Origin of the sequence: Streptomyces sp. Mut1 (genome assembly GCF_030719295.1) — a bacterium.
GTDB lineage: Bacteria > Actinomycetota > Actinomycetes > Streptomycetales > Streptomycetaceae > Streptomyces > Streptomyces castrisilvae.
Genome location: NZ_CP120998.1, coordinates 308,605 through 329,812, shown reverse-complemented (window position 1 = coordinate 329,812; position 21,208 = coordinate 308,605). Strand labels below are relative to the sequence as shown.

General features: G+C 69.5%; 18 protein-coding genes and 2 pseudogenes. 10 read left to right on the top strand and 10 right to left on the bottom strand.

Annotated features, from left to right (window positions below; all coding sequences use genetic code 11):
- Nucleotides 1-779: 779 nt before the first annotated feature.
- Nucleotides 780-1,398: pseudogene (locus P8A18_RS34190) on the top strand (TnsA-like heteromeric transposase endonuclease subunit); the annotation flags it as partial.
- A 25-nt stretch (nucleotides 1,399-1,423) separates the two neighbouring features.
- On the opposite strand, the pseudogene P8A18_RS34185 reads toward P8A18_RS34190, so the two are convergent.
- Both P8A18_RS34185 and P8A18_RS34180 read right to left on the bottom strand, forming a co-directional pair.
- Nucleotides 1,424-1,831, bottom strand: a pseudogene (locus tag P8A18_RS34185) (transposase); the annotation flags it as partial.
- Between the two features lie 925 nt (nucleotides 1,832-2,756).
- The gene (locus tag P8A18_RS34180) at nucleotides 2,757-3,032 is read right to left on the bottom strand and encodes a hypothetical protein (protein WP_306060597.1); all 276 of its coding nucleotides are present in this window, start codon (nucleotides 3,030-3,032) and stop codon (nucleotides 2,757-2,759) included.
- Between P8A18_RS34180 and P8A18_RS34425 the strand changes: the two genes are divergently transcribed.
- From P8A18_RS34425 to P8A18_RS34140, 8 genes are all read left to right on the top strand, one after another.
- A complete protein-coding gene (locus tag P8A18_RS34425; protein ID WP_371933746.1) occupies nucleotides 2,915-3,445 on the top strand; it encodes a DUF397 domain-containing protein in 531 nt (176 codons plus the stop codon). The two genes, P8A18_RS34180 and P8A18_RS34425, sit on opposite strands and share 118 nt — an antisense overlap.
- A 386-nt stretch (nucleotides 3,446-3,831) precedes the next feature.
- Nucleotides 3,832-4,218 carry a hypothetical protein gene (locus tag P8A18_RS34170; RefSeq protein WP_306061702.1) on the top strand — a complete coding sequence of 129 codons (387 nt, stop codon included), beginning with the start codon at nucleotides 3,832-3,834 and terminating at the stop codon, nucleotides 4,216-4,218.
- Nucleotides 4,219-4,885: 667 nt separating this feature from the next.
- Nucleotides 4,886-5,881 (top strand): carbon-nitrogen hydrolase family protein, encoded by a 996-nt coding sequence (locus P8A18_RS34165; protein WP_306061700.1) that lies wholly within the window; start codon nucleotides 4,886-4,888, stop codon nucleotides 5,879-5,881.
- A 750-nt stretch (nucleotides 5,882-6,631) separates the two neighbouring features.
- Nucleotides 6,632-7,654: a bifunctional DNA primase/polymerase gene (locus tag P8A18_RS34160; protein ID WP_306061720.1), complete on the top strand. Its 1,023-nt coding sequence runs from the start codon at nucleotides 6,632-6,634 to the stop codon at nucleotides 7,652-7,654.
- A complete protein-coding gene (locus tag P8A18_RS34155) occupies nucleotides 7,651-9,189 on the top strand; it encodes a DNA primase family protein (protein ID WP_018554493.1) in 1,539 nt (512 codons plus the stop codon). Before P8A18_RS34160 ends, P8A18_RS34155 begins: the two co-directional genes overlap by 4 nt.
- A gap of 123 nt (nucleotides 9,190-9,312) precedes the next feature.
- Nucleotides 9,313-9,696: a DUF6009 family protein gene (locus P8A18_RS34150; protein ID WP_306061697.1), complete on the top strand. Its 384-nt coding sequence runs from the start codon at nucleotides 9,313-9,315 to the stop codon at nucleotides 9,694-9,696.
- 549 nt (nucleotides 9,697-10,245) lie between these two features.
- The gene (locus tag P8A18_RS34145) at nucleotides 10,246-11,484 is read left to right on the top strand and encodes a ParA family protein (protein WP_306061695.1); all 1,239 of its coding nucleotides are present in this window, start codon (nucleotides 10,246-10,248) and stop codon (nucleotides 11,482-11,484) included.
- Nucleotides 11,481-12,398 (top strand): ParB/RepB/Spo0J family partition protein, encoded by a 918-nt coding sequence (locus P8A18_RS34140; RefSeq protein WP_306061693.1) that lies wholly within the window; start codon nucleotides 11,481-11,483, stop codon nucleotides 12,396-12,398. The genes P8A18_RS34145 and P8A18_RS34140 overlap by 4 nt, the downstream gene beginning before the upstream one ends.
- 275 nt (nucleotides 12,399-12,673) lie before the next feature.
- On the opposite strand, the gene P8A18_RS34135 is transcribed toward P8A18_RS34140, so the two are convergent.
- From P8A18_RS34135 to P8A18_RS34110, 6 genes are all read right to left on the bottom strand, one after another.
- Nucleotides 12,674-14,068, bottom strand: coding sequence for a trehalose-6-phosphate synthase (locus P8A18_RS34135; RefSeq protein WP_306061691.1), 1,395 nt, complete (start codon nucleotides 14,066-14,068; stop codon nucleotides 12,674-12,676).
- Nucleotides 14,069-14,085: 17 nt separating this feature from the next.
- Entirely contained in the window at nucleotides 14,086-15,252 is a 1,167-nt protein-coding gene (locus tag P8A18_RS34130) for an MFS transporter (protein ID WP_306061689.1), read from the bottom strand.
- 207 nt (nucleotides 15,253-15,459) lie between these two features.
- Nucleotides 15,460-16,230: a beta/alpha barrel domain-containing protein gene (locus P8A18_RS34125; RefSeq protein ID WP_306061687.1), complete on the bottom strand. Its 771-nt coding sequence runs from the start codon at nucleotides 16,228-16,230 to the stop codon at nucleotides 15,460-15,462.
- A 157-nt stretch (nucleotides 16,231-16,387) separates the two neighbouring features.
- Nucleotides 16,388-16,819 (bottom strand): helix-turn-helix domain-containing protein, encoded by a 432-nt coding sequence (locus P8A18_RS34120; RefSeq protein WP_306061685.1) that lies wholly within the window; start codon nucleotides 16,817-16,819, stop codon nucleotides 16,388-16,390.
- 322 nt (nucleotides 16,820-17,141) lie between these two features.
- Nucleotides 17,142-18,065: an alpha/beta hydrolase gene (locus tag P8A18_RS34115; protein WP_306061683.1), complete on the bottom strand. Its 924-nt coding sequence runs from the start codon at nucleotides 18,063-18,065 to the stop codon at nucleotides 17,142-17,144.
- Nucleotides 18,066-18,184: 119 nt separating this feature from the next.
- Entirely contained in the window at nucleotides 18,185-19,684 is a 1,500-nt protein-coding gene (locus P8A18_RS34110) for an MFS transporter (RefSeq protein WP_306061681.1), read from the bottom strand.
- 129 nt (nucleotides 19,685-19,813) lie between these two features.
- Here P8A18_RS34110 and P8A18_RS34105 point away from each other — a divergent pair, with 129 nt between their 5' ends.
- Nucleotides 19,814-20,245, top strand: a complete 432-nt coding sequence (locus tag P8A18_RS34105) for a MarR family winged helix-turn-helix transcriptional regulator (protein WP_018554484.1) — start codon at nucleotides 19,814-19,816, stop codon at nucleotides 20,243-20,245.
- A 62-nt stretch (nucleotides 20,246-20,307) separates the two neighbouring features.
- Here P8A18_RS34105 and P8A18_RS34100 read toward each other — a convergent pair whose 3' ends face one another.
- Together P8A18_RS34100 and P8A18_RS34095 are read right to left on the bottom strand one after the other, a co-directional pair.
- On the bottom strand, nucleotides 20,308-20,892 hold the full coding sequence (locus P8A18_RS34100; RefSeq protein WP_018554483.1) for an NADPH-dependent FMN reductase: 585 nt from the start codon (nucleotides 20,890-20,892) through the stop codon (nucleotides 20,308-20,310).
- A 79-nt stretch (nucleotides 20,893-20,971) separates the two neighbouring features.
- On the bottom strand, nucleotides 20,972-21,208 hold the full coding sequence (locus tag P8A18_RS34095; protein ID WP_306061679.1) for an acyl-CoA carboxylase subunit epsilon: 237 nt from the start codon (nucleotides 21,206-21,208) through the stop codon (nucleotides 20,972-20,974).

Genomic DNA, 21,208 nt, shown 5'->3' with positions numbered 1-21,208 from the left:
CGTTGCGGGGCCCGGTCTGGCGTGATGTCAGATGCAATTGGGGAGTTGACGAGTGCTTCGCACTCGTCTGAGGGTGTGTCCGCTGCGCTCCCCCACCCCGGGCCCTTCCGGCTTCGCCTTCAGGGCCTGAAGCCCGCTACGCGGGCTCGGCTGGCCATGCAGAGGTGGTGGGCATTCGTTCGTTTCGGGCTTCGGTGTAGTGGGTGCATCCAGTTTGATGCACATGTACTGTTGGCGGAAAGATGGGACACCCCGCCATCTGGAAAACTCCCTCACGTTCGAGAGGAACGACCGCTGATGACCAGTCACGGCGAATCTACCGGAAAGGCTCAAGCGCTGAGCAGCGATTTCCGTTCGGAAGGTGAAGCAGTACCAGACGGGGGGGGCAGCAACGCCCAGTTGAAGCTGTTCGCGCTCCTGGTCGCCCAGGGCGCACCTGCGGCTGAGGCGGACGGTCTGGTGGCGGCGCTGGAGGCCTGGGCGGTCGCCGGGGCCAGTGCAAGGTCGTGGAGCTGGACAGGATGGCGCCGGCCTCTCGGGGTGAAGCGTTCGAGGATGGCTGGGATGAGGGCGCCATGGCCGTGAGCGAGGCCCTGGTGGGCATCTCGGACCGGGACTGGTCACGGCGTGGCGGCCGGCCGGGGCCGCTGAACTGGCTGCACATATCGCGGACGTGAGGCAGCGTGAGCGGGCGGACCTGGTGCGCCTGAAGATGTTCGTCCGGGAGACGGTGCTGCCGCGCATGTACCCGCACACCAAGGAGCGCCGCCACGTCCTGGAGGCGCTGGGGGCCAGGCCTGTGGTGGTCGGCCACCACCGGACGGCACGTCGCCGCGGGGTCGAACGCGATGCGCACCCAGCTCATGGTGCTGGACCGCGACCCCGACGTGACGGGCCTGGCTGGGCGGCCGGTACAGCTGCTGTGGCACGACCGGCTCGGGCAGGCGCGGTCCTGGGTGCCGCAGCTCTTCGCCCAGTACCGCGACGGCACCGCGCTGCTCGCCGACTGCCCCGGCCACCCCGACGCCGGCGGCGAACGCGCAATGAACGCCGCCGAAGCGATGGCGCAGATGCACGGACGTCGGCTGGGCCTACCGGCGCCTTGCACCGCTCGACGATGTACCGGCCGCCAATCCGAAGTGGCTGGCTGGCTACCGCCACCCCCGCAACGCCAGCCACCCGGGCCTGACGCCCACGGTTTTGGAGGCGTTCGCGCGGCCGCGGCCGCTGCTGGAAGGAGCCGAAGCTGTCGGTGACCCGATCAAGGTGCTTCCCGCCCTCTACCATGCCCTGTGGCACGGACAGCTCACGACGGACCTGGAGGCGCCGCTGCACGAACGCGTCCTCGTCGGCCCGCAGGGCACGAACGAGCAGGACAAGGCCGGAGGTGCCGGATGAACGCACGGCACAATACCCAGCCGGCCGCGTCCAGGACCGTGGTCCAGGAGGTGGCGCCCGGCTCCAGCACGGCGACAAAGGAGTAGGGCCAGCCCGGGATGAACTACGATGCCGTCTTCGACCGGCCGTAGACGTGGCAGAACAGCCGGTCCGCTGAGCACGGCGCGTCCGAGCGAAGCCACGGCGACACATCTACCGCGAGGACCAGCCGCCCGCCGGCAAACCGAGGCAGCGACAGTCCGGCCAGCACCGTCCGCAACCGACCGACGTCGATCCGGCCGTGGTTCAGGCCGTGGTTCAGGCCGCCGTACATCGCTCCGTGCCCACGTCGATGTTCGGGCAGCAGCGTCAGGTCCACCGGGGACTTCACCGCACCGTCCGCACACAGCACCGCGTCCACCAGCTCGAACAACTCGTCGCGCCGTGTGGTCAGACACTCATAGAACTCACCTCGAAGGCTGACGCTTGCGCGAACGCATCCCTCCGGACAGCACCAGGCAGCAGACTCACCCTCACGGCCTTCGTCTTGGTCACGTGCACCCTTGGCCGGAGCACATGATCAGACGAAGGCCGTTCCTGCGTCCGATGATTGCCAGGCTTACGATCAATTCCGACGGCCGTTCGAGGCCCACATGGGGGCGCAATGTCAGAGATCGCTCAGTGGCTCAAGGACTGGTATGCCGCACATGAACACGAGCTTCGCTCTCGTGGGATCAGCTCTACGGTAAAGCGACCCGTCCCAGGAACCCCATCCCGAGGACGGCCGAAGGCCACAGCAGTGAGCCTCACACTGGAATCCGACGAGCGCACAGGGATCATGTTCCTCTGGGAATCGGGTACTACTTCACTGCTCTTCATCGACTCCGGAACCGAGCACACCTGGCAGGACCAACCGGTGCTCACCTCCGAGAACGAACTGCCACAAATCCTGGCACCCCTCGTGAAGCTAGTCGAAACAGCTACCCACGGTAATCAAAGAACAAGCTGAGTCCTGACTCGTGAAGGAGCCGACGACCATGATGCTCAGCCACCTGGTCCCCACCTCATCCATGACCGCCGCTCGGACGACCTCCACTATCAGGGCCGGTGAGCGGGACGCTTCCGGGGCCCCCTGTTCGCAGGCGAGACGATCGCAGTGCGGGTGGAAATAGTTGGTCGTCGCCGTCGTAGAACACGATGTCCTCGCCCAGCCCGAGACACTCGGGCGCGGGGCCGTCTTCCTTGACCCCTGGGGCCCGCCGAAGACGATCATGCAGGGTGTGTCCTGAGACACTATGAGGGCCAGAGGCGGCAGGACATCCTCTCGGACGATCTCCGTGATCCCTTCGCCCGTCAGCAGCCGTGTCGCCTCTCACTCTTCACCCACCGCTGCCGCCTTCACGGACGGCAGTCAGCTGGTCGGGCACCTCGCGCAGGATCACCGCGATGCGGTCCTGGTCATCGGCGGCCATCCGATCACGCGCTTCGAGCAGCAGGGCCCGCTCAGCACGAAAGGCCCGGGCAGCCCCGCGAATCGATGCGTCCCCGATCCTGCCGCTGCAGGCGGCAATCACCACGTTCAATAACGCCCTCGCCCATTCGAAGACATCCACCTCCGCCGACGTCCAACGCGACAGCCTCATCCGATCAGACATGTCCCTCTCCCCCCTACCCCGCAGAATCAACGCCCCAAGGCATCCGACTCTGCACTCTCGTTACGACCAGGAGGATCATCATGACGCTCCCACTCATGAACTGCTGGCATAAGAGCAGCTACAGCACCGAATTCGAGGACGCCTGCGTGGAGGCCGCCCGGGCAGCCGGCGGCGTTCTCGTTCATGACACCAAGGACCTCAGCCACCACCCATTCACCACCCCCTCCCCCACCAGGACCACATACCTCAAAACGCTCGACGAAAACATACGAATCCAGCTCAGACACCCCCGGACCCCCACACACTGGGGCACAAGCCCCGGTATCCGGTGGGTGACTTGGTGCCCGCCCTTGATACAACCCGCGAAAGGGCCGGAGGAGCCGCGCAGCTGCTCGGCGCGGCGGGCGCAATAGCTGGCGATCGCTGTGGTCACCGCGGCTGTGCACAGGGGAACCTGCCCCTGGTCACCAGGGGCATCCAGCCGGACAGGTCCATGCACACGGAGGTCTGCCCGCTCGTCCACCACGGGGGCACGATCCCGGACAGCCATACGGCGTCGGCGCCTCGTGTCACACTCCTCTCCTCATATGGGGTGTTCGGCTCTCGTGCGCTGAAGGAACGCGTGTGAACAGGGTGGGGTGGGTTGTCGTCTGTACGGCTGCAATGACGATCGGGGTGGCCGGCTGCGGGGGGCGACCGTTCCGATAGGAATGGGAACAGGACGCCCGCAGCTGCCTCCGCCCCGGTTGCACCGAGGCCGGAAGACTCCGGTCCGATCACCAGAGCCAAGATGCGCCTGGTGCTCGACGGCATCACCAAGGACGTCGGGGCGCCGCCGAACCATCCAGGAGTGGCTTCGAGATCGGAGACGTCCGACAACCCGCTGGCTGCGTGCTTCGTCGACTACAAGGGGGTGGCCAAAGCCGCCTCCACGCTGAACGTGGACAGGGCCAGAGCCGTGGCGGCCGCGTTGACCGGTGGGTGGACAGAGGCCAAGGAACGCGATGAGTACGAGGCACCGGACGACACCGTCGCCGTAGTGCGGGCGGTGTTCAAAAAGCGCGGCTGGACCGTAGTCATGGACTACCGCGGGTCCTCCCTCAGCCGAACGCTCAGTCTGAGCGCCTTCGAAGATTCCTGCGTCACGAAGGTCCAGGCAGCCGAGGACACCGCATCCTCCAACTGACGGAACCGAGCCGGATGGCGGCGCCCGTCCACGACGGCAGGGCGTACGAGAACGCCGCCCTGCCTGTGGTGGCAGCCTTCGAGGCGATGAAGGGCGCGTACGAGGTCGCCCGCCGAGCGGACAGCGTGTACTTCGCGTGCGCTGCGCAGGCGTGCTCACGTCTGAGCGATTCGGTGCGTCTCCGTCGACCTCACCGGCGTCATCAAGCTGCTCGCCGACTCCGAGGGAACCGTGCACCGCGCGAAGACGGGCCCCACGTGACGAAGGACTGTCCCGTGCTCATTTGCGGCGACGAATCCGTCGATGACCTTGACCATCGATGGCACACCCATCGCGCACGATGAGGCCGTCCCAACACCACCAGTAGTCGCCCTCTGGTTCGCCGGTCTGTCGCTGACGGTCCATGATCCGGCGCACCTCATCGAGAGTGAACACGGTTCCGGACCAGCGATCACATCATCTGGAGCGCGGGCCGTTGGTGGTTGACGGGGGCTGTGGGCGGCGGCAGGATGTTGGACTGCGTGGCCTACGCCGAACCTCCCGTGACCGTCCCCAGCGCGGTCTCCTGTCGGAGGCAAAGGGACCAGTGTCTCAGGTCGTTCGTGCAGCCCGATCGCCTCGGGCGGCGCTGCTGGGGGGCCGTCGCTCCGGGCGTGGAAGGCAGCGAATGACCTCGCGTAGGAATTTCAAGCACCAGGTGCGGGCCCGCTCCGCGAAGACCGGTGAGTCCTATACGTCCGCCCTGCGGCATTTCCGGGCGGCTCCGTCGGAGAGTGCGCCGGGGAGCGTACGGCTCGCCGTGGCGCAGTCCCTCGTGCGCAATGATCCCGGGGACGCGGAGGCGCTGCGTGAGAGCGGGCGTGGGGTCCGTGCTCTGATGCGTGAGGCCGCCGGGCAGGGGGCGCGGGTCGTGCATTTCCCTGAGGGGGCGATCTGCTTTCCCGACAAGCGGGTCATGTCTGTCGCCGGCCCCGGTGCGGTGGGTCCGGCGGACTGGGAGCGGTGCCAATGGTCCGTGCTCCGGTCGGAGTTGGCCGCGATCGCCGAGACCGCCCGTGAGCTGGGGTTGTGGTCGGTGGTCTCGTCGGTGCATCGTCTGACCGGTCCGCACCGCCCGCACAACAGCCTCTACGTCGTCTCCGATCGGGGCGAGGTCGTCACGCGTTACGACGAGCGCCTGTTGTCGAAGACGAAGGTCTCGTACATGTACTCGCCGGGCAGGGCGCCTGTCACCTTTGACGTCGATGGTGTGCGGTTCGGGTGCCTGCTCGGTATGGAGATCCACTATCCGGAGTTGTTCGCGGAGTACGAGAGGCTGGATGCCGACTGCGTCCTGTTCTCCACCGGCGGCACTCTCGGCAACACCGCCGCGCAGGCTCAGGGGCACGCCGCGGTCAACAGTTACTGGGTCAGTCTGGCTGTGCCCGTACAGGACAGTGCCGCCACGCGGTCAGGGATCGTCGCCCCCAACGGTGACTGGCTTGCGCAATGCCCTGCGGGGGGCTCGCCGTCGGTGGCCGTCGTGGACCTTGACGACGGTTCAGAGGCGGCCGTCGAGGCGGTTGCCTACGCGCGCCCCTGGCGGCGGGCGGCGCGGGCGGGTCTGTACGCCGAGCACCAAGTGGTCGACCCTCGCAGCGAGGACAGGACGGCGGCTTTCTAGCCCTCTCCACCGGGTCCGGCGGGGCGGGCGGCGGGCGGTTCTGTTGTCGGGCGTTGGTGGGCCTTCGGTCCCTCTTGCTTCGGTCCCTTTTCGGTCCCTCTGAGAAAAGGCCAGGTCAGAGGCTTGGAGTGGGTGCTGGAGAGGGTCCGAAGGGACTGAAGGGACTCAACTTCCCTGTTCCAGTCATTATGCGTGCGCGTGTATGCGCGCACGCGAGACAAACCACCCTATTCTCCCCTTATTTACCCCCTGTACTCCTGAGCCGTTCATAACTACTGACTCTCAGTCCCTTCAGTCCCTCGCTTTATCCCGTAAAACGCTGTGACCTGCGGTTTTGTTGGAGGGACCGAAGAGGGACCGAAAGGGTCCAGTCCCTTCGGTCCCTCTTCCGTCCCTCTTCGGTCCCTCGCTTCGCGTCCGGGGTGCGACGGCCGACACGCCCGGCCTGCTCGCCGGCCGCCGCGTCGGGTTCCGGCGGCGGTGCGGCGCAACTCCCGCAGGTGGTCAAGGGACTGAAGGGACTCGCGGAAGGAAACAGTCCCACGTGCGCGGAGGCTGCTGTTGTAGGCTCTGACCCGATTGGAAAACTCAGTCCCTTCAGTCCCTCTGTCTCGCAGCGGAAACGCTGTGACCTGGTCTTTCTTCCAGGGACTGAAACAACCTGTTGGCCCTCGGCAAGGACGAATCAGCGTGCCGCGTCAAAGCGAGACCAGTGGCCCGCGTGCGGCGGGAACCACGAGTCCCTTCGACATGGCCCGTTGGTGTGCGGGCCACGGCTGGCCGGTCCATCCGCTGGCCGCCGGCCGCAAGACTCCCGCGGGCAACTGTCCGGCCTGCCGCAAGGACCACCACCGTCCGGCCGACTGCCCCTGTCTTCCGGCGGGCAAGTGGTGTCACGGCTTTCACGCGGCGACCACGGACCCGGAGCTGCTGGCGGCCTGGTGGGGCGTCAACCCCGCGCTGGGGGTCGGGGTCTCGTGCGGCCCGGCCGGGCTCGTCGTACTGGACGTCGACGCCCACAGTGCCGAAGTCCCGCACCGCGACCGGCTCCTGCCCGGCATCCCCATCCACGAGAGCGTCAACCTGGCGGGCCTGGCCTCCGGGTTCGACACCCTGGCCCTCCTCGCGGCGCTGCGCGGCCGGCCGAGTCCGGCGGACGACGCGTCGACGCTCCGCGTCCGTACGCCCTCCGGAGGCCTCCACGTCTGGTACCGCACCGATCGCGACGGGCCGAGCTACCGGTCGTCGGTCGGGTCCAGCCCCAAGGTCGCCCTGGCCTGGCAGGTCGATGTCCGTGCCGTCGGCGGCTACATCGTGACCCCGGCCACCCGCACCCCCGCCGGCACCTACACCCCGGTCGGCGCGGCCCGTCTCCCCGCGCCCCTGCCCGACTGGCTCGCCGCCGAGCTCCGGCGTACCGGCCATACGCCCCGCCCCGCCCCCGTACAGGTCCCCGCGCCCCGGCCACGGCCCGTGCGGGCCGCACGCGGCGAACGGCGCGCCACGCGGCTGCTGGAGCCGTTGCTCGCCGAAGTCGAGGCCTGCGGGGCGGCGGCCGAGGGGACGGCCTTCACCGAGAAGCTGAACCGGGCCGCCTACACCGCCGGTGGCCTGGTGGCCGGCGGGCACCTCACCGAGAGCCAGGCACAGGACCTGCTGACCGCGGCCGCCGACCGCGCGCGGCCGCACCGCAGCCGGCACAGCCTCACCGTCATCGCTTCCGCCCTGTCCGCCGGCGCAGCCCGCCCGTTCCATCCCGAAGGACGCCCATGAGCAGCGCCGACAGCAGCCCGCGCTTCGACGCCACTGCCGCAGCGCAGCAGATGCTCGCTCTCGAAGAGGAGGGCGGACTACCCGGCCTGCCCGCTCAGCAGAACGCCTCCGCGGTGCCCGAGCCGGCGCCGTCCGGGGGGCGGCTGCCCTCGCTCCTGACCGACCGGGGCAATGCCAAGCTGTTCGCGGTCATGTTCGGCGACCAGTTCCGCCACGTCGAGGGGCTGGGCTGGTACCACTGGGACCAGTACCGCTGGAAGCGCACCGGGGGTGAGAAGGCCGCTGTCTGGGCGGCGGGCGATCTGGCCGAGCAGATGCCCGCGACCGACCCCTCCGGTCAGTTCACCGACCGGGAACTCAGCTCCCACCGGCGGCGTTCCATGTCGACCCCCGGTATCAAGGCGATGCTCACCCAGGCCAAGGCCTCCCCCGCGCTCGCCCTGGATCCGGATGTCCTGGACGGCGATCCGTACGCGCTGTGCACCCCTGCCGGTGTCGTCGACCTCCACACCGGGCACCTCCACAAGCCCGACCCCGTGGGCGACATGCACTCCCGTGCCACGAGTGTGGCTCCCGAGGCGACGCCCACCCCGCGCTGGCACCGTTTCCTCCACGACACCTTCGGTGACGACGCCAAGGGCGAGGAGACCATCCACTTCCTCCATCTGCTCCTCGGCTACTCCGTGACGGGTGACGTCGGGGCCCAGGTGCTTCCTTTTCTCTACGGGACCGGCGCCAACGGCAAGTCCGTCCTCCTCGACGTCATGACGCAGATCCTCGGCGACTACGCGCAGGCCGCCCCGCCGGGGTTCCTGATGGAGAAGGGCAAGTTCTCCGAGCATTCCACCGAGCTGACCGAACTCCACGGCCGGCGCATCGTCGTCTGCTCCGAACTCAAGCCGAACGACAAGTTCGACGAATCCCGTGTGAAGCTCCTGACCGGCGGCGACCGCATCATGGCCCGTCGTATGCGGCAGGACTTCTTCAGCTTCAACCCGACCCACAAGCTCTGGCTGCTCGGCAACCACCGCCCCGAGGTCGGCACCGGCGGTCACGCGTTCTGGCGGCGGATCCGGCTCATCCCCTTCGAGCGCGTCGTCCCCGCCGCCCGCAAGATCGACAACCTCGCCAAGGAACTGGTCCAGAGCGAGGGCCCCGGCATCCTGCAGTGGCTCATCGAGGGCGCCAAGCTCTATCTCGCGACCCGTGACCCGCTCGACGGGCCCGCCACCGTCCGAACCGCCACCGCCGCGTACGCCACCACCGAGGACCACATCGGCCGCTTCCTCACCGAGTGCTGCACCACCCACACCACCGATCTCCGGGTGGAGCAGGGGCTGTTGTACGCGACGTACTGCAGCTGGTGCAGTGCCGGTGAGGGCATCCGGCCCGCGACGGCACGCGCGTTCGCGACCCGGGTCCGCCAGGAACTCTCCCTCGCCTCGCCCGCCGACATGATGAAGTCCAGCGGCAAGAAGTACTACCCGGGCCTCGGGCTCCTCACCGACGACGACTCCCGGACCGGCCATGCCTGACCCACGCGCCCGGCGCACATCCGCCGCCTCGGCCTACCATGAACACGGTGCCCCCACCAGGGAACGTGCTCACACCCATCCCGGCCCTCTCCCGGCCGGCCGAAACACAAAGGGGCTGCAGCCATGAGCTCGCTGCTGAACGAGAGCGACCTCCACCACGAGAACGCCGTGGTCTGGCTGGAGAACCCCGACAACCTCGACTACGTGCGCCAGGCCCTCGACAAGACCACCCGTCGCCGGGGGAAGCCCCGTTACGAGCGGGACGGCCGCATGGTCGGCTACACGGAGCTGGAGTCGCACACGGAGGCCGACCCCGACAGCGGTCTCCATCTGCGCCGGGTCTTCTTCCTGCTCCCCCATGACCGCGACGCCGACCCCGACGGCCCGTACCACGAGGGCGCGCCCGGCGAAGCGGTCGACCCGAGCACCATCGAGCCGAAGCGGGTCGGCGACAAGACGCCGCGTTCGCAGCGGGGGCTGACCGCGACGGCTGACGCCGCGAACTGACGGGGCGAACCGACGGGACGGGCGGCGGCTCTGGCGGCGGCTCTGGCGGCTCGGCCATTACGGCGTAATAGCCGAGCCGGCTACGCGTCGCGCCTGTGCAGCAGCAGGTCACCGGTCAGCAGCGCGGTCGGGTCCACGCCGTGAGCACGACCGGGCCGGCCCACGGTGCGACGCCACCGGTCCCGGTCACGGCGAACCCGCCGTCGCCGGTCCGGGTGAGGCCGCCCTTCGGCGCGTTCGTGTAGCGGCCGGAGGTACCCGCGTAGTCGCCCACCCGGGTGCCGCTCCACGTGCTTTCGGACCAGCCGCCGGAACGACACCCCCGCCGCCCGGCCCCGCACCCTGCGCACGGCGGGTATCGGAATCGATCCGGTACGCCGGACCGCCGGCCCCGGGGATCGCCGACTCGGCCTCTCCGTGAAGGAGTCCGCGGTACCGGAAGCCCTCCTGAACGCGAGCCCCGCCTTTCCCAGCGCGGAGGACCTCCTCAACGACACAACTAACGTGCTGGTGTCGGAAAGGATCACCAAAGTTAGTAAGGTGACTCCTATGACTTCGCCCTCCCCCGGCGACCGCGAGAAGGTCGTCTCCAAGCTGCCCTCGGTGTTGCAGCAGGATCTGAAGATCCGGGCCGCCCAGCACAACGTCGACATCCAGCACGCCGTCGAAGCCGGCATCAGGGCCTGGCGGCGGCTCGGCTCCAACCTGTCCTCCGTCGACACGGCCGGTGCCAAATCCTTCGCCACCTTTCTCCCCGACGGGCAGTGGGAGGAGTTCCGCACCGACTGCGCCTCCCGCGGGGTGTCGCTCATTCAGGGGCTCGCCCAGTCGGTCGTCATGTGGCTGGAGACGAACCCCGCGCCCACCGCCGTACGACCGGAGCACCCCAAGCGCATCATCACCTGCAACCAGAAGGGCGGCGTGGGCAAGACCGCCATCGCCGCCGGTACCGGCGAAGCGCTTGCCGAGGATGCCGACGCGCTCCACCCCGTCCGCATCTCCAAGCACTTCGCGGCGGCGCTCTTCGGGGGCGAGGAGAGTTCGTCTCTCGACCACGAGGACCTTCCCGGGCTCGGGCTGCGTGTTCTCCTCGTCGACTTCGACCCGCAGTGCCACCTCACCAAGCAGCTCGGCCACCAGCCGCTGCCCATCGAGGGCGACAGCCTCACCAAGCACATGGCCGGTGAGGCGATGGGCCGGCTCGCCGATCTCGTCGTACCGGTGGAGGACCCCCGCTTCGGCGACCGGCTCCATCTGCTGCCCGCCTGCACCGACGCCTTCCTCCTCGACGTCAAGCTCTCCGCGGTCCGGGCGCGCGAGGCGGCGCTGGAACGGGCCCTGTCGGCGATCGAGGGGGACTACGACGCCGTGATCATCGACTGCCCGCCGAGCCTCGGGCTCAGCATGGACGCCGCCGCGTACTACGGGCGCCGCCGGCAGGGCGAGGCCCCGGGCAACTCCGGTGTCCTCGTCGTCGTCCAGGCCGAGGACAGCTCCGCCGACGCCTACGGGCTCCTCACCTCGCAGATCGAGGACCTCCGCAACGACATGCACCTCGAACTCGACTACCTCGGCATCGTCGTCAACCACTACGACGCACGCCGCGGCTACATCGCCACCTCCTCCCTCAGCTCCTGGATGGACATCAAGGACCCCCGGGTCGTCGGAGTCATCGGAGACCTGAAGGAGCAGAAGGAGGCGGTACGTGTGAAGCAGCCCCTGCTCGCGTACTCACCCCGCTGTGACCAGGCGGTCGGCATGCGCGCACTCGCACGGGAGATCTCATGAGCAAGGCATCCCGGCTCGGCGCCGGCGCCTCCTTCGGCCAGACCCAGTCCATCAGTGCCCGCCGCGCCGCCATCAACCAGGTGGCAGCCGCACCGACCGAGGGGGCCCCTCCCCCGGTCGACCTGCCCGTCGACGTCATCAGCCTCAACCCCGACAACCCCAGGTCCGACCTCGGTGACCTCACCGACCTCGGCAACAGCCTGCGCGACCACGGCCAGAAGACCGCCGTCAGCATCATGGGCCGGTTCGCCTACCTCGAAGGCAACCCGGGGCGGGAAGACGACCTGGAACCCGGCACCAAGTACGTCGTCATCGACGGCAACTCCCGCCTGGCGGCGGCCCGCGAGGCGGGCGTCGCCCGGATCAAGGTGATGCTCGACGACGAACTCGGCAGCAACCCCGACGAGATACTGGAGTCGGCCCTCGTCGCCAACATCCACCGCCAGGAACTCAACCACCTGGACGAGGCCAGGGCCCTCGAACAGCTCCTGCGGATCCACGGCACGCAGGAGGCCCTCGCGGCCCGCCTCCACCGCTCCCAGGGCTGGGTCTCCCAGCGCCTCGCGCTGCTGACCCTGACGCCCGCGCTCAAGGAAAAGCTCCAGTCGGGCGAGGAGTCCGCGGCCACCCTGCGCCTGGTCGGCAAGAAGAAGGCCGAGGAGCAGGAGGCCCACCTCCAGCGGCTGAAGGCCACCAGGGCGAAGAAGTCACGTCCCGCCGAGCAGCAGGCGCCGGCCACCGGCCCCGCCGCCCCGCTGCCCTCGACCGACCCCCACACCCTGACCGCCCTCATCGTCGCGCAGCTCGATGTACCGGCCCGGCGCAAGCTGACAGAGCTGCTGGTCGACTACAAGATCGAGGAGTCGAAGCGGATGCGGGCGGAGAAGTCCGCCACGACCGCCGACATCACGTGACGCCCGCCTCCACCTGTCTGCGGGCGCGGAAGCCGCGCGCCTCCAGGCAGGTGAACCTCCTTCGGCGGCTCGGTATTACGGCGTAATACCGCAGGGCCGTCCTGGAAGCGGACCGCCTTGAGCCCCTCGGCTTCGGCTCGGAGCCATGTGTCTGTACCTCCAGGGCGGAGAGCAGCAGACGTCAACCCTTGTTTTCACCCCGTGAATTCAACCCTGTCGGACGCGTCGTGGTGCCGCGTGGAGGACGCGGCACCACGACGCGCGGTCGCCCGGGGTCAGCTGGGGAAGACCGAGGTGAGCCACTCCTCGGCGGTCTCCGAGCGCAGCAGTGCGCGGCGCTTCTCGGCGGGGCCGGTGCCGTCGGCGGCCGTGTTCAGCGCGGCCTCGATGACGCGGCTGCTCTGGTCGATGTCGAAGGGGTCGATGGCGCGGGCGAACGGGCCGAGCTGTTCGTGGATGCCCGCGTTGACCGACAGGAGCAGCGAAGCGGAGTCGTCCAGCAGGTAGGCGGCCTCCTTGGCGAACAGGTTGAGGCCGTCGTAGGTGGAGTTGACGATCGCCGCGGTGCTCATGAGCAGGGCGGCGACGACGCAGTTGCGCGAGTCGCGGCCCTTGCCGGGCTGGAGGAGGGTGGCCACCGGCCGGCCGGGTTTCCCGAAGCGGTCGTTGACCCGTTGGATCGCCTCCTCGGTGAGCCGCTGGTAGGCGAGGTGGCGGGCGGACGCGCGGCTGGGCGAGGTGCCGATGGCGAGGAACCAGGTGGTTTCGGCGAGTTCCGGGGAGCGTTCCAGGGCCGCTTCGAAGGCGGCGAACCCGCGGGGCATGTTCTTCCAGAGGTCGATCCGGTCGGCCCGCACCATCACGCGCCGGCCGTCCGCCATCTCCGTCAGCCGCTGGGTCCATGACGCGGTGGCGGGTTCCTCCACCATCGTGTCCAGCACCTGTACGTCGAGCGGGAACGGGGAGGACACCAGGCGGGTGCGGTGGCCCCGGTGCACGACGGTGTCGCCCTCGATGACGGCGTCGGGCAGGAACCTGGCGCAGCAGGCGGCGAATGCGTCGGTCCAGCGGCGGGCGTGGAAGCCGACGGTGTCGCAGGTGAGGAGGGATTCCAGGATCCGGGTGCGGACGTGTCCCGGCAGGAGGGTGAAGTAGTCGGGCTCGCACCAGGGTGTGCCGAGGAAGTAGGTGAGCTTGCTCTGCCTGGAGGTCTTGCCCGCGGTGAAGAACTCCGGGACGAGCATGAGGTGCGGGTCGTTGATGAGGATCAGTTCGTCGGCGGTGTCGGCGGACAGGGTGGTGAGCCGCTGCGCGTACAGCCGGTTCACGGTCTCGTAGCCCGCCCATGCGTCGGCGAGCCTGCTGTCGAAGACGGGTTCGACGGACGTGTCGTGCATGTAGTGCAGGAGTCCCAGCAACAGCTGGATGGAGATGGTGTCGTAGTGGTGGCGGCGCAGGTCCTCGTCCAGGCCCATGGGGTGCAGGGTGACGCCGCCGGCCAGGGTCACCGATGCGGGCAGGTCGTCGCCGGGGGGTGAGGTGAAGATCCAGTCGCCGCCGTGTTCGTCGAGCAGGGCGATCAGCATGGGGACGAGCCCGCCCGCGGAGCGGGGGTTGAGCTGTCCGTCCGTCCACTGGGGGCAGCTGTTGCTGCAGGTCAGAATTTTCATGTCGGCATCCTTGATGTCTAGGCGAGCGGGCCGGAGGCGGGGACGCGCATGCGGGCGAGGGCGAGGGCTGTGAGTGCGAGGGCGCAGAGCGCCAGGAGCTGGTATCCCCAGGCGCCGGGGAAGAGGGCCACGAGGGGGGCGACGACCATGGCGGCGGCGCCCATCGTGGCTTCGCCGATCCCCTCGACGTAGGGGCGTAGCTGTCCTGGGACCGCGCCGGTCAGCAGTGTGCTGGCGCCGACCACGCCGAAGTTCCAGCCGAGGCCCGCCAGGACGAGGTGCGCGGTGGTCATCGTTGTGGGGCCTGTGCTGAAGCCGCCGAGTGCGCAGGCCACGAGGGAGATCACGGCGCCGATGAGGACGACGGGTACGGGCCCGTGGCGGTCGGCGAGTCGTCCGACGAGGGGGGCGGGGGCGAACATGCCGACGACGTGCAGCGCCACGAAGGAGCCGACCACGCCGGTGCTCGCGCCGTGCTGGCTGAGGTGCACCGGGGTGATCGTCATGATGCCGACCATGATGAAGTTGGCCCCGGCCAGCGCGCTCATGGCCACCACGGCTGCCGGCTCCCGCAGTGCGGCGCCCAGCCGGAGGGTGCCGCGTGCGGGTTTCGTGCCGGAGGCGAGCACGCCGGCGGCCCGTCCCAGTACGGGTGTGCGCGGGGAGCAGCCCGCTGCCAGCAGGAGCGCGGAGCAGCCGAACGCCGCGAAGGCGACCAGGTACAGGCCGCACAGTGTGGGCAGGCCCACGGCCCGTGCGGCGGAGCCGCTGGGGCCGAGCAGCAGTGGGCTGATGACCGCGCCGATGGCGGTGGCGAGGAACACCAGGCCCAGTGCCCTGCCGCGGTTGCCTTCCGGCACGGCCTGGGCCGCGGTGTAACGGAGAAGGAAGATGGAGGAGTTGGCCATGCCCAGCAGGGCGCTGCCGGCCAGCATCCAGCCGAGGCTGCCCTGCCGGGCGGCGAGGACGACGACCAGTGCCCCGAAGGCCCCGAGGACCAGGCCGAGGGCCAGTCCGCGGCCGCGGTGTCCGCGTCCTGCCTGGTGGGACACCAGGAGTGCGCCGGCCGCCGAGCCGCCCAGGTGGAGGGCCACGGGCAGTCCGGCCACCGAGGCCGTGCCGGCCAGTTCCGTGGCGAGCAGGACGCCGGCTGTTCCGCCTGCGGCGAGGCCGATGGCGGCCACGGCCGTGGTGCCGGCGACGAACGCCGGTACGCCTGGCCACGGGTCGCCCGGCCCGGCCGTGTGCGGTGGCCGGTTCGGGCCGGCCGCGCTGCCACCCGGGTGTTCCCGGGTGGGGCTGTAACCCTCTTGGCGGTTCAGGGGTACGTCATCCTCTCCTGCGCGGTGTGCACCGGGCCGGCGTCGGGCGCTGGGCCGGCGGGCCTTTCCTCAGGCCGCGATGGTCTCGGCCATCGGTCCGGACTCGTAGGCGCAGCGGCCCGCTGTGGTGGCGTGCCGCATGGCCAGTGCCATCTTCATCGGGTCCTTCGCCTCGACGAGGGCGGTGTTGACGAGGGTGGCCGCGGCTCCCATGCCCATGGCCTGGGCGACGTGGTGGGCGGTGCCGAGGCCGCCTTCGACGATGACGGGGATGCTCAGGACGTCGATGATCTCCTGGATGGGGCCGGGGTCGACGATGCCGCGCCCGGAGGCGACGGGGGCCGCCATGACGCGCAGCGCCGAACAGCCCGCGTCCTGGAGGGCCAGGGCGGTGCTCAGGTCGGGCAGGATGAAGGGCAGCAGCGACCAGCCCTTCGCCCTCAGTTCGTGGGCGGCTTCGATGGTCTGGCGGTTGTCGGGCATGTTGTTGTCGCCGCGTACGTCCAGCTTCAGGATGTCGATGCCCCAGGAGTCGCGCAGGACGTCGGCCGTGCGCAGGGCGCCGTCCTTGGAGCGGGCGAACGAGGTGGTGCCGATCCAGGTGAACCGGTCGAGGTCGAGGGCGGCGTCCAGGTCGGACAGCAGGAGGCTGCTGCGGCGGTTGTCCGGGTCGACGGTGGTGATGAAGATGTCGGCTTCGGTCACCGTGAGGACGTCCCGCACCACGGAGACGGAATCGTACTGCTCGATTCCGACGATCAGGCGGGAACGGAACTCGCGGGTGCCGATCCTGAGCCAGGGTTCCCGGTGGTCGATGGAGGCCGGTCGCTGAATGGTCATGGAGTATCCCATCGGAGTGGATGGCAGAATGCCGCGAGCAACGGGTTTCTTCATGCTGCCGAAACATTGGACATCGAACTCGGCGGGCCTGTCAGCCGTTCCTGTCCGCTGTCTTTCCATCCTGTTTTCCGGGGGATGTTTCCGCCGTACCTTTTTGTCAGGAGGCCGGTGCGAGGATGTAGCCCCTGCCCCGGGCGGTCTGGAGCGCCAGGCCCAGCGGCTGGATGCGCCGGCGGATGCGCATGATGTGCAGGTCCAGTGCGTTGCGGCTGATGCACGCCTGGCGTTCGCCCAGGCGGTCCAGTAGTTCCTCACGGCCCACGAGCGCTCGGAAGGAGCCGGTCAGGCTGTCCAGTAAGGCTGTTTCCACAGGTGAGACCGCTACTACGCGGTCGCGGTACTTCAGCGCACCGCTCGGGTCGACGGTCGGTACGGTGAAGGGGTAGGACTTGGCGCGCAGGGCTGTCATCCGTGCGCGTAAGTCGTCGTTGCTGATGGGCGCCCGTGCCCAGTCCTCGCGTGTGTCGGAGCAGATCGGGGCGGGGCCGCCGCCCTCCACGATGAGCAGGCGCAGGAGGCCTTCTTCCATGCATTGGCGTCTTCTGGCCGATTCCGCAGGCCAGCGCAGAAGTTTGACGTCGACTTGATCCTGTCGCACGAGGAATCGACCCCCGGTCTCGTGATCCGTCATTGGGACTCATGGGAGGACATCGTTCGCGGTCGGCTTCCAGTAATTGCGCTGGAGCGGCGCGAGCGTATCGTGCGCATGAATCGCATGGCTGATCCGAGAACGTATGTCGAGTCCTGCCCCACTGAATTCGGTGCGTTTCTCAAGGGTTTGTGCAGTGGTTGTGGAGTGGATCTCGGCGGGGTGGGTTCCGGTACGGGTGCGGTGGGCGGGAGTTGCCCGGTCAGCGGGGTCCCGGCGGGTTCTTCGCGGCTTCCGGGAGTGTCAGGCACTCCTCCAGGAAGGCGAGGACCCGCAGATGATAGGCGCGGGCCGTCCGGCCGAGGCTGATGTTGTGGCCCGCGCCGGGGAGCCGTTCGCTCCGGGACAGCGGGGATCCGAGGCGGCCGAGCATGGCCCGTACGGTCTCCGGGTCGCTGCGCCACCACCGTTCGTGCTCGGCGAAGGTGAACCGCACCGGCACCCGCACGTGCCGTGCCAGCCGGGCGTACGTCTGGGGCCAGTCCAGTATTTCGCGGGCCTCCCGCTCGGGGACGGGCGTGATCAGGGTGTCGGCGGAGCGGAAGGTGCCGGGCGGGTAGAGGGCGAGGGGTCCCCAGTGCATGCGGTGGGAGAGGCGGCCGCCGCGTGCGGCGAGTTGTTTCGCGGCGGGGGCCCATCGGTCGCCGATGCCGGAGACGTCCGCGCCGAGGAGTCCTTTGTCCGTCCACCGTGAGGCCGTGTGCAGGGCGGTGGCACCGCCCAGGGAGTGTCCGACGAGGAGGACTCCGGCGCCGGCGGGGTGGCGGAGCCGGTAGTCGTCCAGGGCGGCGCGGAGGGTGTCCGCCTGCTCGGACAGGGCCGCGCCGCCGGGGAGTCGCGCGGCGGACCGGCCGTAGCCGGGGCGGTCGACGGCGAGTGCCGTGTATCCGCAGGACGCGGCGAGGGTCAGCAGCGAGGTGGCCGGGTCGGCGCGGCCGTCGAAGTATCCGGCCCGCATTCCGCCGCCGTGCAGGGCCACCAGGAGGGCGCGGGGTTCGCGGGCGGGTTCGGCGAGCAGTCCGGAGAGGGTGACGCCGTTGCCGTGCAGGGTGACCGTACGGACCGGGGGTGTGCCGGTGGCGGGTGCGGGCACGGAGGAGTTCGCCGCCTCTTGCTCGTGGTCCACGAGGTCTCCTGTGCTGCGTCGGGGGCCGGTCGTGCGGGCGGGCCGCGAACGGCAGCGACCGCCGACGCCACGGGGGAGGGGCGCCGGCGGTCGCCGTTCATGGGGTGCGGCTGTGCCGCCTACACGGCTACGGGGGCGATGTCCTCGGCCGCCTTCTCGTCCTGCCGCGGCTTGGGCAGGTTGTTGGTGAGCATGATCAGCGCGCCGGCCAGCAGCAGGATGCCGACGGTCCACCACACGGCGACGGCGTAGCCGTGGACCGCCGCCTGGTTCGCGATGCCGGAGCCGCCGCTGTGGGAGGCCAGGTAGGCGGCGGCGGTGCTGGCCGCGATGGTGTTGAGCAGGGCGGTGCCGATGGAGCCGCCGAGCTGCTGCGAGGCGTTGATCATCGCGGACGCGACACCGGTCTCGTGGTCCTCGACGCCGTGGGTGGCCAGGCTCATCGCCGGGGTGAAGGCCATGCCGAGGCCGATGCCGAACAGCAGCTGGCCGGGCAGGACGAGCAGCGGGTAGGAGGAGTCGACGTCCAGCTGGGTCAGGATCAGCATGCCGAGTGCGGCGACGAGGAAGCCGGGGCCCATGATCCAGCGCGGGGCCGTCTTCGGCATCATGCGGCTGGCGATCTGGCCCGCCCCGATGAGCATGCCGGCCACCATGGGCAGGAACGCCACACCCGAGGCGAGGGCGCCGTAGCCGCGGATCTCCTGGAAGTAGTAGGTCAGGAAGAGCAGCAGGCCGAACATGGTGATCACGGCGAGTGCCTGGGAGGCGAAGACACCGGCCCGGTTGCGCTCGGTCACGATCCGCAGCGGCAGGAGCGGTGCGCTGCTCCGCTTCTCGACGACCACGAACAGGGTCAGCAGGACGACGCACGCCACGAAGAGGGCCAGCGTGGGGGTGGCGGTCCAGCCTTCGCTGTCGGCGAGCGTGAATCCGTAGACGAGGGCGACGATTCCGGCGACGGAGAGCAGGGTGCCGGCGATGTCGAGCTTCTCGCGGGGCGGGCGGCTGCCCTCGTCGCGGACGACGGAGACGGCGCCGGCCACCACGACCACGGCGAAGGCGATGTTCACGAAGAGGGACCAGCGCCAGTTGAGGTACTCGGTCAGCACGCCGCCGAGGATCAGGCCGACGGCGGAGCCGCTTCCGGCGATCGCGCTGAACACCCCGAAGGCCTTGGCCCGCTCCTTGGGTTCGGCGAACGTGACCGCCAGCAGGGACAGGCCGGCCGGTGCCAGCAGGGCGCCGAACGCGCCTTGCAGGGCCCGCGCGGTCAGCAGCATCCCGGAGTTGACCGCCAGGCCGCCGATGGCGGACGCCACTCCGAAGCCGATGACGCCGATGAGGAAGGCGCGCTTGCGGCCGATGGTGTCGCTGATCCGGCCGCCCAGGAGCAGTAATCCGCCGAAGGCGAGCATGTAGGCGGTGATGACCCATTGCCGGTTGCTGTCGGAGATGTCGAGTGCCCGCTGTGCGGAGGGCAGCGCGATGTTCACGATGGTGCTGTCCACGGACACCATCAGCTGGGCGAGGGCGATGTAGACCAGGGCCTGCCAGCGCCGGGCGTCCGGGGTGGCGGCGCCGGACTCACGGGGCGCGGTGATGTGCTCTTCAGCCATGACGAGTTCTCACTTCTGTGACGGCAGGCCGATGGCCCTGACACATTTGTTGTGTCGACCAATGTTGTACGGCATAACGATATGGCCTGAACGTTGGTCGGTGCAACACTGTCCCGTAGACTCGTCCGCATGACCCTGTACGGACGCCTGGTCGAACTGGATGTCTGGCTGCTCTCCGGCGCCGCTCTGCGGGCCCAGCGGCTGCTCTGCGAATACCTCGACACCACCGGTCTGCGGATGCAGCACTACCGCGTGATGGCGGGCCTGGCCGAACTCGGCGAGTGCACCCAGGCCGACCTGGGGCGGGCCCTCGGCCTGGACGCGGGAAACATGGTCGCGCTCCTGGGAGACCTGGAGGGCCGCGGGGCCGTCACCCGTAAAACGGACCCCGCCAACCGTCGCCGCAACCTCGTCAGGAGTACCGAGGAGGGCCGGAAGCTGTTCGAGGAGATGGACCGGGCCGTCGAACAGGCCAACGAGACCATGTTCGCGGCCTTCTCCCCCGCTGAGCGCGAGGACTTCCACAAGGTGCTGGTGCGCCTCGCGCAGGGCGACCAGTGATTTCGCGGGTGTCGGGCCCACGGGCCGTCCGCGGTGGGACGGCCCGGTAGGCCTGCCGGGTCTCAGGCCCCGTACGGGCGCTTCTCGCGGGCCTCGCGCAGCGAGACGCCCCACCACACCAGCTGGTCGAGGAGGGCCTTGGCGGCCGTGCTCGCCGCGGTGGGCTCCACGAGGGCTCCCGACTCGTCGAACTGCCCCCACACGTTGTGGAAGCTCACGCAGTCGCGCACGGTGACCGCGTGCAGCTCGGCGAAGACGGGGCGCAGGTGCTCCACCGACCGCAGGCCGCCGGCCAGGCCGCCGTACGAGACGAAGCCGAGCGGCTTGGCCTGCCACGGGGTGGAGTGCCAGTCGATGAGGTTCTTGAGCGAGGCCGGGTAGCTGTGGTTGTACTCCGGCGTCACCACGACGAAGGCCTCGGCGGCGGCCAGGCGGGGCGACACCCGGGCCAGTTCCGCGGCCACCTCGTCACTGGGCGAGTGCGACATCTGGTGCGGCAGCGCGTGCTCGTCGAGGTCGATCAGGTCGACCTCCACGTCCGCGCGCTGCTCGGTCTGGGTGAGGAACCATCGTGCGACGGTCGGGCCGAACCGGCCCTCCCGGACGCTGCTGTTGATCACGGCGAGGCGCAGAGGTGCGGCGGACATATATCTCCTCTAGTACCGGCCGGGCGGAGACGGCCTGGGGCCTTTCCGCCCGAGTCTGAACGTTGAACCAAGGCTGAAGTCAAGTCCGGCCCGGGGAGCTCACTGCGAGCGTGCGGCCCGTTCCCTGCTCCCGGCCCCAGCCCCGGGCGCCGCTGTGGCGCAGCGCGCGTTCGAGGCGGTGCCAGTTGGGTGCGCGGCGGCGGGACGGGCGAAGGGGCTGGGGCTGGGCCGCGGCGGACCGGGCCATCAACACCACGACGAGAGCGGCGAGTTCCTCGGGAGTAGCGTAGCCGCGGATTACCCGGATGTCCGACAT